The organism is Metapseudomonas boanensis, assembly GCF_042232855.1.
Taxonomy (GTDB): Bacteria; Pseudomonadota; Gammaproteobacteria; order Pseudomonadales; family Pseudomonadaceae; genus Metapseudomonas; species Metapseudomonas boanensis.
Map to the genome: position 1 here is coordinate 2,753,573 of NZ_CP113889.1, position 15,115 is coordinate 2,768,687.

Sequence of the window (15,115 nt, forward strand, 5' to 3'; positions counted from 1 at the left end):
CACGCGACAATCCGGCCGTTGAGCACCCATCGTCACGAGTGGGGGGTGCCGCCAGCCTGAGCGGGCTACACGCCTGCTCGCGTCTTGAGGAGCGGAGTATGAGCAGCAACGATCGCGTCATCATTTTCGATACCACCTTGCGGGACGGCGAGCAGAGCCCCGGCGCTTCCATGACCAAAGAAGAGAAGCTGCGCATCGCCAAGGCCCTTGAGCGTCTGCGGGTCGACGTGATCGAGGCTGGCTTCGCCATCGCCAGTCCGGGCGACTTCGAGGCGGTCAAGGCGATCGCTGACAGCATCAAGGACAGCACGGTGTGCAGCCTCTCGCGGGCCATGGACGCTGACATCGACCGAGCTGCCGAGGCCTTGGCCGGCGCCAACTCCGGGCGTATCCATACCTTCATCGCCACCAGCCCCATCCACATGCAGTACAAGCTGCGTATGCAACCGGACCAGGTGGTGGAGCAGGCAGTACGCGCGGTGAAACGGGCTCGCAACCTGTGCGAGGACGTCGAGTTCTCCTGCGAGGACGCCGGCCGCTCGGAAATCGACTTCCTTTGCCGCATCATCGAGGCTGCCATCGATGCCGGTGCCCGCACTATCAACATCCCGGACACCGTGGGCTACGCCATTCCGCACCAGTACGCGGAGACCATCCGCCAACTGCTGCAGCGCATTCCCAACGCCGACAGGGCCGTGTTCTCGGTGCACTGCCACAATGACCTAGGCCTGGCCGTGGCCAACTCCCTGGCCGCCGTCGCCGTGGGGGCGCGGCAGGTGGAATGCACCATCAACGGGCTTGGAGAGCGTGCCGGCAATGCCGCGCTGGAAGAAATCGTCATGGCCATCAAGACACGCCAGGACGTACTCGGCGTCTACACCAACATCGACACCCCGCACATCCTCAGCACCTCGCGCATGGTCTCCGGCATTACCGGCTTCCCGGTTCAACCGAACAAGGCCATCGTCGGCGCCAATGCCTTCGCCCACGAATCGGGCATCCACCAAGACGGCGTGCTCAAGCACCGCGAGACCTACGAAATCATGTCCGCCCAGTCGGTGGGCTGGAACACCAACAAGATGGTGCTCGGCAAGCACTCCGGGCGTAACGCCTTCCGCACCCGCCTCGACGAGCTGGGCATCCAGCTGGGCAGCGAGGCCGACCTGAACGCCGCTTTTTCCCGCTTCAAGGAACTGGCGGACAAGAAGCACGAGATCTTCGACGAAGACCTCCAGGCGCTGGTCTCCGACACCCTTGGAGAAGAGGCGCCGGAACACTTCAAGCTGGTCTACCTGGAGGTTGCCTCCAAGACCGGTGAAGTGCCACAGGCCAAGCTTGTGCTGAGCATCGACGGCGTGGAGCAGGGCTCCAGCGCTGAAGGTTCCGGCCCCGTCGACGCCACCTTCAAAGCCATCGAAGCTTTGGCCGGCTCGGAGTCCACGCTGCAGTTGTACTCGGTCAACGCCATCACCCAGGGGACTGATTCCCAGGGCGAAGTAACCGTTCGCCTGGAAAAAGGCGGTCGTATCGTCAACGGCAATGGCGCGGATACCGATATAGTGGTTGCTTCCGCCAAGGCCTACCTCAACGCGCTGAACCTGATGCAGGCAGGCGTGCGCAAGGCCCATCCACAGGTTGCAGACGTTTGATCGCTGAACTCCGTCGTCGCGCTTACCTCAGCGCCATGCAGGTAGCCACCTGGCTACCTCGCGTGGCGCTGCCGTTTGCCGCCCCCTCTCGCCCGGAGCTGCTCGACGCCGCCCCGCAAGAGCCGCTCAAAGAAACACCGGCCCAGAATGAGGCAGCAGCTGCGCAAGCCACTCCGGCAGCCGAAGCTCGTCCGAACATCGCGCGCCCGAAGATCGAGGTGCCGCGCCCTGGCAGCACGCCGCGGCAGGCCGTGCAGCCCGAGTCGGAGCCCGGCGCCGAAGCCGAAGCGCCAGCGGCCAAGGCCGAAGTGGTACCGCCACCTCGTTTCTCCCTGCAACTGCTGCGCGCCGGCACCTGTATGCTGCTGGTCGAGTTGCCCACCGGCGAGGCCTTCCAGAGCCGCGACCCGGCCTACCTGTTGCTCAAGGACCTGTTGCGCGCTGCCGGCCTACCCGACAGCCCGCAATTGATCGGCGAGCCGGTGCGCTGGCCGCTGCTCAGCCGCGGCAACATGGATCAGGGGCCGGATGCTGCCCGTGACTTCGTCCAAGGCTTCGTGGCTGCGCGTCTCGAGGAGCAGGGCGAATGCGCCTGCCTGTGGCTGGTCGGGCTGCCGGCCATTCGCTTCGCCGGTGAGGCGGACGCGGAAGCCTTCAACCGCGAGTTGCAGGTCGAAGGCCTGGGCGCCGCCTGGGCGCTGCCAGGTCTGGAACAACTGATGGACGAGCCCCAGCGCAAGGCCGAACTCTGGCAAGCCATGCGCCGCATCATGCGCCGCTGGAAGAGCACCGAATGACCGACGCCGTTTCCTTCCGGCCTATGACCGAGGCGGACCTTGATGCCGTACTCAAGATCGAATATGCCGCCTTCAGCCATCCCTGGACTCGCGGCATCTTCACTGACAGCCTTAAGTCATACGATTGCTGGCTGATGTTCGAAGGCAGCCAGCAAGTCGGCCACGGGGTGATCAACGTTATCGTTGGCGAAGCCCACCTACTGAACATTACCGTCAAGCCAGAAAGTCAGGGCCGCGGCCTCGGCTTGCGCCTGCTGGAACACCTGATGCGTCGGGCCCATGAGCTTGAAGCAAGTGAATGCTTCCTCGAAGTGCGCGCCAGCAACCAGGCTGCCTACCGTCTCTACGAGCGCTATGGCTTCAATGAGATTGGCCGGCGCCGTGGTTACTACCCGGCGGTCGGCGGCCGCGAAGACGCCCTGGTGATGGCCTGCACTCTGCTCGACTGATGCACTGGCGGGTCTCCAGGGCCATTGCCAAAGCCTTCTGCGCTCCGTAAGGTGCGCCGGCCGAATGAGGAGAAGAACCGATGAGCGACCTGCAACAGCTGTTCGACAACAACGCACGCTGGGCTGAGGACATCAAACAGCGTGAGCCGGACTTCTTCGAAAAACTCGCCAAACAGCAGGTGCCCGAATACCTGTGGATTGGCTGCTCCGATGCGCGCGTCCCGGCCAACGAAATCGTCGGCCTGTTGCCGGGCGATCTGTTCGTCCACCGCAACGTCGCCAACGTGGTGCTGCACACCGACCTCAACTGTCTGTCGGTGATCCAGTACGCCGTCGATGTACTTAAGGTGAAGCACATCCTTGTCACCGGTCACTACGGGTGCGGCGGCGTCCGGGCTGCAATGCGGGACGCCCAGCTGGGCCTGATCGACGGCTGGCTGCGTACGATCCGTGACCTCTATTACGATCAGCGCGATCATCTGGCACAGTTCGAAAACGAAGAAGAGCGCGTCGACCGCCTCTGCGAACTCAACGTCATCCAGCAGGTGGCCAACGTCAGCCACACCAGCATCATCCAGAACGCTTGGCACCGCGGGCAGAGTCTCTCCGTTCACGGTTGCATCTACGGCATCAAGGATGGCCGCTGGAAAAACCTCAATGTCACCGTGAGTGGCATGGAACAGCTTCCCCCGCAGTACCGCCTGCGTCCACTCGGGCAGGCCTGATCCATGGCGCAACGTCCGGGTCAGGGCGCTGTAGGCCTGGCCTGGGCCGGATTGCTCCTGGCGTGCCTTTGCTGGGCAGGCAACGCTCTGGTAGCCCGCGCCTTCCACGACGCAATCCCACCGTTTGCCCTGGCCTTCTGGCGCTGGAGCCTGGCGTTGGTCATCCTTCTGCCCTTCGTCGCTCGGCCGCTCTGGCAGCACCGAGCCGAACTGCGCCGCGCCGGCTGGCGCCTATGGCTCGTCGCTGCTCTCGGCATCAGCACCTACAGTGTTCTGCTTTACTTTGCCGCCCGTACCACGGTGGCGATCAACCTCACGTTGCTCAATACCTGCCTGCCGCTGGCCACCTTCATCGGTGCCGGGCTGTTGCTGAACGAGTGGCCATCGCGCCGCGCCTGGCTGGGGATGGCCGTGGCGATCCTCGGATTGCTGGTGCTGATTGGTCAGGGCAGCCTGGCGTCCCTGGCCAGCCTCAGCTTCAACCCCGGCGACCTCCTGATGCTGCTCGCTGTGCTCGACTGGGCGCTCTACACGCTGTTGCAGCGGCGCTGGTCCAGCTACTTCCACGGTATTCCACCGTTGGCGTTCCTTGGCATGCTGGTGCTTGTTGGCGTACCGCTGCTGTTGCCCTTCTACCTACTGGAACAGGCTGGCGGCGCGCACTTCGACCCGAATCTGAACAACCTTGCTGCCATCGGCTATACGGGTGTTTTCGCTTCGCTAATCGCCTACCTCCTCTGGAACCAAGGCATCGCCGTCCTTGGCGTGGCCAAGGCCACGCTGACCAACTACCTGATGCCGGTATTCACTGCACTGCTTGGGTACTTCATCCTCGGTGAGGCGCTGCAGGCTTACCACTGGGTTGGTGGTGCGATGATCTTCGCCGGCCTGCTACTCGGTACCCGCCAGCGCCCGAAATAGTCAGGCCATCCTTTCCTCTGGGGTGCTGCTGATCGCTGCGAAGCCCAGCGATTGGGTCCTGTGCATAATTGCTTGCCTTCCTGCCGGATGTGCTTCGCGCCCTGATCCACTATTGGCACGATCCAAAAGCCCTACAAAAAGCTGGTTAAACGGTCAGAAAGTTATTTTCTCATTCTGTTTTAGCTATAAGAACCCTTTTGATTGACTGACTAATCCTGTCGTCTAGATGAGTTGTAGTCGTTTGTCTCGCCAAATGTCATTGATGCGGAAGATTTACCTGTTTTACCTCGTAAGCCAATTGTCGAGTTGCTACCCCAGCCGGCCCTCTATACAAAGCCCGTCGTTCGGGGGCAGCGGTCAATACCCGCCTTGTTCCGCCTTGCCACCTGAACGGTTTTATAGCTTTGGCCCCGTACCACGGAGCCAAGCGCACACGCACCTGCCGGGTTATCGCTCGGCGCGTGTCTGTCCTACTAAAAAAATAAGAGGTTCTTCATGTCTAACAGCGAACATGAACTTCAACGTGGTTTGGGTGAACGACATATCCGCCTCATGGCCCTCGGCGCTTGCATCGGCGTAGGCCTCTTTCTCGGCTCCGCCAAGGCCATCCAGATGGCCGGTCCGGCCATCATGCTCTCCTACATCATCGGCGGCCTCGCCATCCTTGTGATCATGCGCGCCCTCGGTGAGATGGCTGTGCACAATCCGGTCGCCGGCTCCTTCAGCCGCTACGCCCAGGACTATCTCGGCCCACTGGCCGGCTTCCTTACCGGCTGGAACTACTGGTTCCTGTGGCTGGTGACCTGTGTCGCGGAGATCACCGCCGTCGCCATCTACATGCAGATCTGGTTCCCCGAAGTGGACCGCTGGGTCTGGGCCCTGCTGGCCCTGGCGAGCATGGGCGCCATCAACCTGATCACCGTGCGCGCCTTTGGCGAGTTCGAGTTCTGGTTCGCGCTGATCAAGATCGTCACCATCATCGCCATGGTCCTGGCCGGCGTCGGGATGATCTGGTTCGGCATCGGTAACGGCGGCATTGCCACCGGCATCAGCAACCTGTGGAGTCATGGCGGCTTTATGCCCAACGGCATCCAGGGTGTGCTGATGTCGTTGCAGATGGTGATGTTCGCCTATCTCGGCGTAGAGATGATCGGCCTCACGGCGGGCGAGGCACGCAACCCGCATAAGACCATCCCCAGTGCGATCAACTCGGTATTCTGGCGCATCCTGCTGTTTTACGTCGGTGCCCTGTTCGTGATCATGTCCATCTATCCCTGGAGCGAAATCGGGACCCAGGGCAGCCCCTTCGTGATGACCTTCGAGCGCCTCGGCATCAAAACTGCTGCCGGCATCATCAACTTCGTCGTCATCACCGCGGCGCTGAGCTCCTGCAACGGTGGTATCTTCAGCACCGGACGCATGCTCTACAGCCTCGCCCAGCACGGTCAGGCGCCGAAACCCTTCTCCAAGACCTCGAGCAACGGCGTGCCGCGCAACGCGCTGCTGCTGTCCATCTTCGCCCTGCTGCTCGGCGTGCTGCTGAACTACCTGGTGCCCGAAAAAGTATTCGTCTGGGTGACCTCCATCGCCACCTTCGGTGCGATCTGGACCTGGGCCATGATCCTGCTGGCGCAGATGAAGTTCCGTCGCGGCCTGAGCCCGGCCGAGCAGGGCAAGCTGCAGTTCCGCATGTGGCTGTTCCCGCTGAGCTCCTACCTTGCGCTGGCCTTCCTGGCGCTGGTGGTGGTACTGATGGCCTTCTTCGAGGAAACCCGCATCGCCCTCTACATCGGCCCGGCGTTCCTCGTGCTGCTGGCCCTGCTGTACAAGACACTCAACCTGGCGCCCAAGGCTGACGCCGACGAGCCGGCCACGGTGAGTGTGGCAGGCTGAGGGAGCCACTTCGCGCCCAAGCACGGGTGATAGTGCAGTGCTAAAGAAACACCCCGACTCGTTCGGGGTGTTTCGTTTATAGCGGCAGGCGCTACGCAGGATAAGTTCGGGTCACATCGCCTAGCTTGCGGATTGCTCGCCAATGCTGTTGGGCGAGTGCTCAGAGGCTTACCATCAAGACAGGTGGGGCGGATTTTCGCTGGCCGGTTGTCAGTAGCTTGCCCCACGCACAGGTGAAGTTATGCACAAGCTTGTCGTAATCTCCGGTGATGGCATCGGCCGTGAAGTGGTGCCCGTTGCGGTGGAGGTACTGGAAAAGCTCCTGCCGAACCTGAAAACCGTCGAGGCCGATGCTGGTTGGGACTGCTTCCGGCGCCACGGTGCCGCCGTCCCCGAGTCAACTCTGCAAGCCCTGCGCGACTGTGGCGCTGGCCTCTTTGGTGCCGTTTCCTCACCCGGCCAGCGGGTGAATGGCTATCGCAGCGCCATCCTGCAAATGCGCCAGGCGCTGCAACTCAACGTCAATCTGCGCCCGGTACGCAGCTGGCCCGTCGTCTCCGCCAAGCACGGCGTGGACCTGATCATCCTGCGGGAGAACAGCGAAGGCCTCTACAGCGGCCGCGAACACCTCGAAGCCGATGGCGTCGCCATAGCCGAACGGGTGATCACCCGTGGCGCCTGCAAGGCCTTGGCCCAGCGTACGCTGGAGGTCGCCAAGGCGCGCAACGCCCGGCGCATCACTTTGGTCCATAAAGCTAACGTCCTGCCACTCACCTGCGGCCTGTTCCGCGATACCTGCCTGGAAGTGCTGGAAGGGGAGGGCTGGGCCGCCCAGCTCGACGAACGCTTGGTCGACCTCGCTGCTCTGCAGTTGGTGCAACAGCCCGAAGCCTTCGACCTTATAGTCACTACCAACCTGTTTGGCGACATCCTCTCCGACCTTGCCTGCCACTGGAGCGGCGGCCTGGCCCTGGCCCCATCGCTCAACTGGGGCCAGGGCATCGCCCTCGCCGAACCCGTCCACGGTAGCGCTCCCGATATCACGGGTAGTGGCCGCGCCAACCCGCTCGCCGCCATCCTCAGCCTCGCCCTGCTGCTGCGCTACCACTGGCTGGACGAAGACAATGCCAAGCGATTGGAGCAGGCTGTTGAAAGCTTCCTGCTGCATGAGGGCCGGGCCGACTTCGGGGTCGACACCACCCGGGTAGTAAGGGAAGGTGTGCTGGCAGTGCTCTGACTGCGCCCCGAATTCCAGTTCTCAATCCACTCTTGCATTCAAGGGAGAGGGCTGGTTGGGGTGGGCAGTGAATCCGGCCTCTATTGGATCCTGTGCCGCTGTACCCGTTCGGAGAGTCGCGGCCAGCACTGTTGACTGATCCACGAGGCTATTCCGACACTGTGCGACGTGGCGTTCGGTGGTCACGAGGGCGCAGCATGCGATCTCCCTATGCAAGTTGCAGCATGAGGAGGCTAGTACGCAAACCGGTGAAGTGCTCATGTGTTGCGCTCCCAGGCGTACAGCAGTCACAGCGCCGTGGCGCTGCTCATTTCATTCGGAAGCGTCTGGCATCCAGGCGACGGCCCTACTCACAAGTCTCCGTCCTTCTCGTTCATTTGGGGGTGTATGAAATGACCAAGCCTGCCGCCCGACTTGGTGATCTCCATATCTGCCCAATACCGGGGCACGGCCCCCTTCCTTCTGTGTGACCCGATACTTCGATCAGTTTGCTAGGGGCGGCCCGGGTCGGTTACGCCGCCAAGGAGATGAGGGAGCGTGATATCTACAAGCACTTCCAGCGCCTGCTGGTGGAACGGGCAGTGAGGTGGGGTAGGGCGGTATGACGGTGCGCAAGGATGGCAAGGCCTGGACGGCGGACTTTTATGAGAACGGTCGATCAGGGCGCCGCATTCGCAAGTATGGTTTCCCAACCAAGGCTGCAGCCCAGCGCTATGAGGCTGAGTACTTCTCCACGCTGAAGCAGACCGGAAGGCCGCTGGATGATCGCCTCTCGGACCTGGTGGAGCTCTGGTATGAGCTGCACGGCTGCTCGTTGAAAGATCACAAGGCAAGACTGGCACGTAGCCAGGCCGTGGTGGATCGGCTCAACGATCCCTATGCGTCCGACTTCGACACCTTGGCCTGGGCAAGGTACCGGCAGTCACGCCTCAAGGATGTATCACCGCACACGGTGAACCATGAGCAGCGTTATCTGTCGGCCGTGTTCTCTGAGCTGATCCGCCTTGGCGCGTGGTATGGAGTTAACCCCATCGCCAAGGTTAGGCAGATCAAGACTGACCAGGTTGAACTGTCGTTCCTCACCCTGGACCAGATCGAGCGGCTCCTCGAGGAGTGTCGCAACTCCACGAACAACCACACCTATCCGGTGGCGTTGATCTGCTTGGCGACTGGTGCGCGATGGGATGAGGCCGAGTCCCTACAGCGGAGCGCTATCTTTGGTGGCAAAGCGCATTTCCACCGCACCAAGAATCGTCAGTCGAGGTCGGTGCCAATCCCGGCCGATGTGGAGGAGATCGCCCTAAAGCTAGGCATGCCGGGTACAGGCCGCCTGTTCATGTCCTGCCGGGCAGCGTTCCGTAGTGCCTACAAGCGCTGTGGCTTCGAGACGCCGGGTCAGCTGACCCATATCCTCCGACACACCTTCGCCAGCCACTACATGATGGGAGGCGGGGACATCCTCAGTCTGCAGCGGATCCTCGGGCACTCATCGATCACCATGACCATGCGCTATGCGCATCTGTCGCCGGATCATCTGGAGTCGGCATTGCGCCTGTCGCCCCTGGCACAAAGCGGTCATGTTCCAGTATGCTATCAGTGATTTCAATGATTGTACCGGAGAAAGTCATGGCCAGTATCACGATTCGCAACCTCGACGATGAGCTGAAAGCACGTCTTCGCATCGTGGCGGCCAGTCACGGCCGTTCGATGGAAGAGGAAGTCCGGGTCATCCTGTCTCAGGCGCTTTCCGTCCAGGACAAGCGTGGCGGACTGGGGAGCCGGATACACAACCGCTTTGCTGCTCTGGGTGGGGCTGAGGTCGAGCTGCCTGCCCGTAAGACCAAGGCACGTGCAGCGGACTTTGATGAATGATCCTGCTCGATACCAATGTGTTGTCCGAGCTGATGCGGGCCAAGCCTGACCCGAACGTCATTGCGTGGGTAGATGCGCAATTGGGCAGCGAGATGGTGATCAGCTCAATCACTGTCGCCGAGATCCTTTATGGCATTGCCAGGATGCAGGACGGTAAGCGCAAGGAAGCGTTGTTTGAAGTCGCTAATGCAATGTTCGAAGAGGATTTCTCAGGCAACATCCTGCCATTCGATGTGGATGCAGCTGTGCACTACGCCGAGTTAGTCGCCGGCAGTGAAGCGAAGGGAAAGGTGGCCGATATGGCGGACGGGCAGATTGCCGCGATTGCTCGGCGCCATGGAGCCGCGATCGCCACACGCAATATCCGTCACTTTGACAGTTTTGGCGTTTCCCTCATCAATCCCTGGGAAGCCTGATAGAAAAAGCGAAGTAGGCGCGCCGTAGTCACTTTGTAGTCACCGGCCCAAACAAAAAAGGGCTTACCTTTCGGTAAACCCTTGTTTTGTTTGGTGGCTACGCAGGGACTTGAACCCCGGACCCCAGCATTATGAATGCTATGCTCTAACCAGCTGAGCTACGTAGCCGAGTGGCGCGCATTATTCTAGGGTCGGGGCCCTGTGTCAACCCTGCTTTGAAGATTTTTTTGATGGCTGATCAATTGCTTAGCGTCGATTGCCTGCCAGGAGCGTGGTTACTGGATTGCGCTGGTGGCATTCCGCCAATCTGGGGGGGGTTGAGTCGAAGGGGATTTGTGCTGAGCCTGCGCAGCAGGGTGAAACTCAGCCCTGGGCTCGGATAGGAAGGTTAGTTGGGCTTTGCTGCGCTCTGCGCCAACCGACAAATTGGTGATCCCGGCCCACCCGCAGACCTGGCTCCGCCTGGTTCTGCAACAGTAAATGCAGCTTTCGCGTCTCCAGGCGCGGCTGGCGCATCCGGACCTGTCGCCCGAACTGGGCCACCTGTCGATCCTGATGACTGATGCCATAACGGGCCTGAGCTTCCTTGTTGCTCATTGCGCCTTTTTCGACCTGGTCGGCCACCGCCAATTTAAAAGCCAGCGCGTAATCACGCTGGCTGAGTCGTACACCTTCCACTGCGGGGTTCTCCTGAAAGCAAGCGCATAAGGTGCAAACCTTATTCATGGCTGCTCGGTCGACCTCGGCGCAGTCGGGGCCGTTGGCGATCCATTCTCGCGGGGCTGTTGTCGGCTGCGGCCCCATTGGATAGCGATCAGCAGTAGGGTCGGGATGCCGAGCAGAGCTGTGATCATGAAGAAGTTGTGGTAGCCGGTGCTCTCCACCATGACACCTGAATAGCCGCCGATCAGTCGTGGCAGCAGCAGCATGATAGAGCTGAGCAGGGCGTACTGGGTGGCCGAGAACTTCAGGTTGGTGAGGCTGGACAGGTAGGCGACGAAGGCCGACGTGGCTAGTCCTGCGCTGAAGTTGTCGCACGAGATGGTCAGGATCAGCATGTTCAGGTGTGCACCCATGTCGCTGAGGGCGACGAACATGAGGTTGGTCGCCGCCGAGGCGACGCCACCGATGAACAGGATAGGTAGGATGCCGAAGCGCACGATGAGCAGGCCGCCGGCGCCTGCTCCGAGCAGTGTCATGATCAGGCCGAAAAGCTTGCTGACGCTGGCGATCTGCTCCTTGGAAAAACCCTGGTCGATGTAGAAGACGTTGGCCATGACGCCCATCACTGTGTCGGACATCCGGTAGGTGGCGATAAGTCCCAGCAGTAACAAGGCCTGCCAGCGGTAGCGCTGCACGAATTCGCTGATCGGTGTCAGGACCGGTGCCATCAGCAGGCGGCCGGGCGGAGAAAAGCAGGCCAGGGTGATCAGCACGAACAGCGTCCCGCGGGGCCAGGCGCCTGTGGAGTAGGCCTTTGCTGCTGCCGCGACAGTCACCAGGATAACGATCAGGACAATGATCGACACCGCTTGGTGGACGAAATCGAAATTGGGAATCACCTTGCCTCGCGCCGCCACCAGCAGCTGGCGGCGTTGCTGGCTGAGCAGTTCGCGCACCGGCAGTATCTGGCGAAGGCCCCAGGGCGACAGGCAGGTCAGCAGGAACAGGGCATAGAGGGCCGCTCGCGGCCAGGCGCGATCGAGCAGGCCGGTGATCATGGCCGGGAAGGAAATCAGCATCACCAGCAGAATGAGGACCGATGACAACTGGTGCTTGAGCCTGAAGCGCGAGTTGTTGCTCTGTACCGGCATGTCGATGGCAGGTTCTCGCATCCACAGGCTGGTGATCAGCCCAGGCAGCATCAGCAGGGCGAAGAGCAGGTAAGTTCCTGCCCAGGCGCTGTACGCATAGACCTGGGTGGTGGAGCCGAACCATTCGGCAAAATACAGAGCGCCCGCGGTGGCAAGCAGTGCGGAGACGCGGTAGCCAGTCATGTAGCTTGCGGCGAGGGCCGCTTGGCGGCTGTCTTCGGCAATCTCCAGGCGGTAGGCGTCAATGGCGATGTCCTGGGTGGCGGATGCAAACGCAACCAGCACAGCCAGTGCGATCAACCAGGTCAGGTTGGTCTGTGGGTCGCACAGCGCCATGCCCACCAGCCCGATAGCGACCAGACCTTGCGATAGCACCAGCCAGGAGCGACGGCGGCCAAGACGGCCGAGCAAGGGCAGGCGCCATTGGTCGAGCAGTGGCGACCAGATCCACTTGAAGGCGTATGCCAACCCGATCAGGCTGGCGAATCCGATGGTCTCGCGGGAGACGCCGGCCTCACGCAGCCAGACGGAAAGGGTCGAGAACACCAGCATGTAGGGCAGGCCAGCGGCGAAACCGAGCAACAGCAGGGACAAGGTGGCCGGGCTGGCGTAGGCGGCGATGGCGTCGCGCCAAGAGCGATGGGGCATTAGCGGTGTGGTCCGGAAAGCGTAGTACGGTGCATGTGGCGGTTCTTGGCCTCAACCTGTTCGATGGAGATAAAAAGCAGGGCGCACTCTAACCTTTGGGTGGTATGGGATGCCAGCCGTGCCGACGCATGTCCACCCTATCGTTCTGGATACTGACACCTTCGGCGCGCAATCGTGCCCGCTGTTCGATCCCTGAAGGCGTCCCTATGGCCAGGCTTAGACGTCCTCCAGCAGCCAGCACCCTATGCCAGGGCAAGCGCGTTTCCTGGGGTAACTGGCTCAGCGTACGGCCAACCCAACGCGCAGCGCGCCCAAGTCCGGCCAGTTCGGCCAGTTGGCCGTATGTGACCACCCTGCCTTCCGGGACCTGTGCCAGGGTCAGGTAAAGGGCCTCGCGCCGGGCCTCTGCGCTTGCCGCTGACACGTTTGGCCATGCATGCTCAGCCGCCACTTCTTTCTTGTTCGTTCCGATCATGCTGCTACGAAGCCTGTGTGCGATTTTCCTGCTGGGTGCTGCATTTCCAATCTGGGCAGATACGGTCTGGCTGAACAATGGGGATCGCCTGACCGGTGAAATCCTGCTCCTGGATGGCGGCAAGCTGGCGCTGAAGACCCGCTATGCCGGCCGAGTGCTGATCGACTGGAAGGATATCGACACCCTGAGTTCGGAGAAACCACTGCTGATCAAGCGCAGCGGCCTTGACAGCCAGCATAGCCACAGCCTGAAAGCGGCGGGCAAGGGAATGGTGCGCCTGCAGAACGGGAGCAGCGAAACGGTGCCGCTGGCCAGTGTCCGGCAGATGGTGCCACCGCGACCGCTGGTGAAGGATCGGATCTGGGAAGGCAATTTGGACGCCAAGCTCGACATGGAGCGCAACGCCGATAGCAAGGATGAATGGAAGCTCAAGGGCGACACGCGTGTTGAGCATGGGCGTTGGCGTCATGTGCTCAGCGGTCAGCTGGAGAATGAAACCAAGAGCGGCAGCCGCACGGAAGATGACTGGGAGCTGGAGTACGACCTCGACCGTTTCTTCACGCGCCATTGGTTCGCGCGCGCCAGCCTGGACCAGCAGGCGGACAAGTTCGAGTTCTTCACCCGTCAGCGTTCATACGGCCTGGGGCCAGGCTATCGCTTCTGGGACGACGAGCTGGGCCGCTTCGACCTGATCGCCCAGCTCACCCGCTTTCAACTCGACAGCGTCCAGGGTGATCTGGATTTCAACGCCTATTCCCTCGAGTGGGATTTCAAGCGGCTGGTCTGGGGGACGCGCTTCGAGCTTTATTCCAAGGCGCAACTTCAGCTGCCGCGTATCGAGGAGGTCGACTATGTGCTCGACAGCGAGTTCGGCCTTCGGTACCGGCTCAACGACTGGGCACGGCTTTCGCTGCTCTACGAGCTGGACCAGGTGCGCGGCCTGGGGGACACCGCGTCCGACCGGCATTACATGATCGGTGTTGGTGTCGGCTGGTGAGCGATTCTGCGGAGGCTCGATTCGAGGGCATTGGTCGATCCAATTGAACTCGGGCGGCGGCTGCCGGTCAGTCCTTGCTCTGTCGGCGGTCAAATGGATAATGCCCGGCCGTTTTTGCAACCCGGAAATCCTGTAGTCGCTTATGTTGTCTAGATCGATTCTTTACCTGGCTCTGTGTACCACCTCCACTGCCTCATTTGCAGATACCGTCTGGCTCAAGAATGGCGATCGCCTCACCGGCACCATTCGCGTCTTCGACGGCGGCAAGCTGGTGCTCGAGACGGACTACGGTGGCACGATCCCGCTGGACTGGAAAAAGGTCGCCACCCTGGAAAGCGAGCGTGAACTGCTGATCAAGCAGGGAGACTTCGAGGGCGAACGCGCCAAGGCGCTCAAGCCAGCTGAGCCTGGCAAGGTCATTCTCGCCAATGGTGAGGCGCCCAAGACGGTGGAGCTAGCCAGCATCGATCAGATCATGAAACCCAAGCCGTTCGTGGAGGACCTGACCTGGACCGGTAACGTCGGTGTTTCCCTTGACTACAAACGTGCGGAAAAGGACACCGACGATTACGACATCGACTTCAAGACCAAGGCCCGCCATGGTCGCTGGCGGCACAATGCGAGCGGCGAGTACAACCGCGAGTTCCAGAATGACGTGAAGACTACGGACAACTGGGAAACCGAGTACGCGCTGGACCGCTTCATGACCGACAAGTTTTTCTGGCAGGGGCGTGGCGAGTACAAGCGCGACAAGATCGAAGACCTTTCCCGTCAACGCACCGTGGGTACCGGGCCCGGTTATCAGTTCTGGGACGATGAACTGGGGGCGTTCTCCCTGGCCTCGTTGGTCAACCGCAGCGACTACCTGTTCGACGACGGCGAAAAGGAAAGCTTCTATTCCTTGAGCGTGAAGTGGGACTACAACCGCTACCTGATCGGCAAGACGGTGGAGATGTTCTCCACCGGTGAAGTCGGCCGTCCGCTGGACAACACCGCGGATTACTCGCTGGATGCCGAAGTTGGCCTGCGTTACAAGCTGACCGATTGGGCGTCGCTGAATATGAAGGCGGAGAAGGACCAGGTCAGCGGCGCCGATGGGGATATCGACGAGACCCGCTACACCTTGGGCTTCGGAGTGGGCTGGTGATGTCACCGTCCTGTTGAGGCAGCAGCAGGGTGGATGACGCTTTTTTTAGCCGCCAGACGGCGCTTCGAGAAAGTA

At 61.3% G+C, this 15,115-nt stretch carries 15 protein-coding genes and 1 tRNA gene; 13 read left to right on the forward strand and 3 right to left on the reverse strand.

Annotation, left to right across the window (positions count from 1 at the left end; genetic code table 11):
* Positions 1-98 precede the first annotated feature (98 nt).
* From OXH74_RS12680 to OXH74_RS12725, 10 genes are all read left to right on the forward strand, one after another.
* The gene (locus OXH74_RS12680) at positions 99-1,649 is read left to right on the forward strand and encodes a 2-isopropylmalate synthase (RefSeq protein WP_375741473.1); all 1,551 of its coding nucleotides are present in this window, start codon (positions 99-101) and stop codon (positions 1,647-1,649) included.
* Positions 1,646-2,446 (forward strand): energy transducer TonB, encoded by an 801-nt coding sequence (locus tag OXH74_RS12685; RefSeq protein ID WP_375741474.1) that lies wholly within the window; start codon positions 1,646-1,648, stop codon positions 2,444-2,446. Before OXH74_RS12680 ends, OXH74_RS12685 begins: the two co-directional genes overlap by 4 nt.
* A complete protein-coding gene (rimI, locus tag OXH74_RS12690; protein WP_375741475.1) occupies positions 2,443-2,895 on the forward strand; it encodes a ribosomal protein S18-alanine N-acetyltransferase in 453 nt (150 codons plus the stop codon). The genes OXH74_RS12685 and rimI overlap by 4 nt, the downstream gene beginning before the upstream one ends.
* 80 nt (positions 2,896-2,975) lie before the next feature.
* Positions 2,976-3,620: a carbonate dehydratase gene (can, locus tag OXH74_RS12695; protein ID WP_375741476.1), complete on the forward strand. Its 645-nt coding sequence runs from the start codon at positions 2,976-2,978 to the stop codon at positions 3,618-3,620.
* A gap of 3 nt (positions 3,621-3,623) precedes the next feature.
* On the forward strand, positions 3,624-4,541 hold the full coding sequence (locus OXH74_RS12700; protein WP_375741477.1) for a DMT family transporter: 918 nt from the start codon (positions 3,624-3,626) through the stop codon (positions 4,539-4,541).
* Positions 4,542-5,036: 495 nt separating this feature from the next.
* Positions 5,037-6,434, forward strand: a complete 1,398-nt coding sequence (locus OXH74_RS12705) for an amino acid permease (RefSeq protein ID WP_375741478.1) — start codon at positions 5,037-5,039, stop codon at positions 6,432-6,434.
* 241 nt (positions 6,435-6,675) lie between these two features.
* Positions 6,676-7,671: an isocitrate/isopropylmalate family dehydrogenase gene (locus OXH74_RS12710; protein WP_375741479.1), complete on the forward strand. Its 996-nt coding sequence runs from the start codon at positions 6,676-6,678 to the stop codon at positions 7,669-7,671.
* A gap of 601 nt (positions 7,672-8,272) precedes the next feature.
* Positions 8,273-9,271, forward strand: a complete 999-nt coding sequence (locus OXH74_RS12715) for a tyrosine-type recombinase/integrase (RefSeq protein ID WP_375741480.1) — start codon at positions 8,273-8,275, stop codon at positions 9,269-9,271.
* 26 nt (positions 9,272-9,297) lie between these two features.
* Positions 9,298-9,543 (forward strand): Arc family DNA-binding protein, encoded by a 246-nt coding sequence (locus OXH74_RS12720; protein WP_375741481.1) that lies wholly within the window; start codon positions 9,298-9,300, stop codon positions 9,541-9,543.
* A complete protein-coding gene (locus tag OXH74_RS12725) occupies positions 9,540-9,959 on the forward strand; it encodes a type II toxin-antitoxin system VapC family toxin (protein WP_375741482.1) in 420 nt (139 codons plus the stop codon). The genes OXH74_RS12720 and OXH74_RS12725 overlap by 4 nt, the downstream gene beginning before the upstream one ends.
* Positions 9,960-10,050: 91 nt before the next feature.
* On the opposite strand, the gene OXH74_RS12730 is transcribed toward OXH74_RS12725, so the two are convergent.
* A tRNA-Met gene (locus OXH74_RS12730) sits at positions 10,051-10,127 on the reverse strand.
* Between the two features lie 312 nt (positions 10,128-10,439).
* Here OXH74_RS12730 and OXH74_RS12735 point away from each other — a divergent pair.
* Positions 10,440-10,667, forward strand: a complete 228-nt coding sequence (locus tag OXH74_RS12735; protein WP_375741715.1) for a hypothetical protein — start codon at positions 10,440-10,442, stop codon at positions 10,665-10,667.
* A gap of 14 nt (positions 10,668-10,681) precedes the next feature.
* Here the strand turns inward: OXH74_RS12735 and OXH74_RS12740 are convergent, their stop codons facing one another.
* Positions 10,682-12,421, reverse strand: coding sequence for an AmpG family muropeptide MFS transporter (locus OXH74_RS12740; protein WP_375741483.1), 1,740 nt, complete (start codon positions 12,419-12,421; stop codon positions 10,682-10,684).
* Positions 12,422-12,509: 88 nt separating this feature from the next.
* Positions 12,510-12,896: an MGMT family protein gene (locus tag OXH74_RS12745; RefSeq protein WP_375741484.1), complete on the reverse strand. Its 387-nt coding sequence runs from the start codon at positions 12,894-12,896 to the stop codon at positions 12,510-12,512.
* Between OXH74_RS12745 and OXH74_RS12750 the strand changes: the two genes are divergently transcribed.
* The gene (locus OXH74_RS12750; protein WP_375741485.1) at positions 12,895-13,893 is read left to right on the forward strand and encodes a DUF481 domain-containing protein; all 999 of its coding nucleotides are present in this window, start codon (positions 12,895-12,897) and stop codon (positions 13,891-13,893) included. The two genes, OXH74_RS12745 and OXH74_RS12750, sit on opposite strands and share 2 nt — an antisense overlap.
* Before the next feature lie 142 nt (positions 13,894-14,035).
* The gene (locus OXH74_RS12755; protein ID WP_375741486.1) at positions 14,036-15,040 is read left to right on the forward strand and encodes a DUF481 domain-containing protein; all 1,005 of its coding nucleotides are present in this window, start codon (positions 14,036-14,038) and stop codon (positions 15,038-15,040) included.
* Positions 15,041-15,115 lie beyond the last annotated feature (75 nt).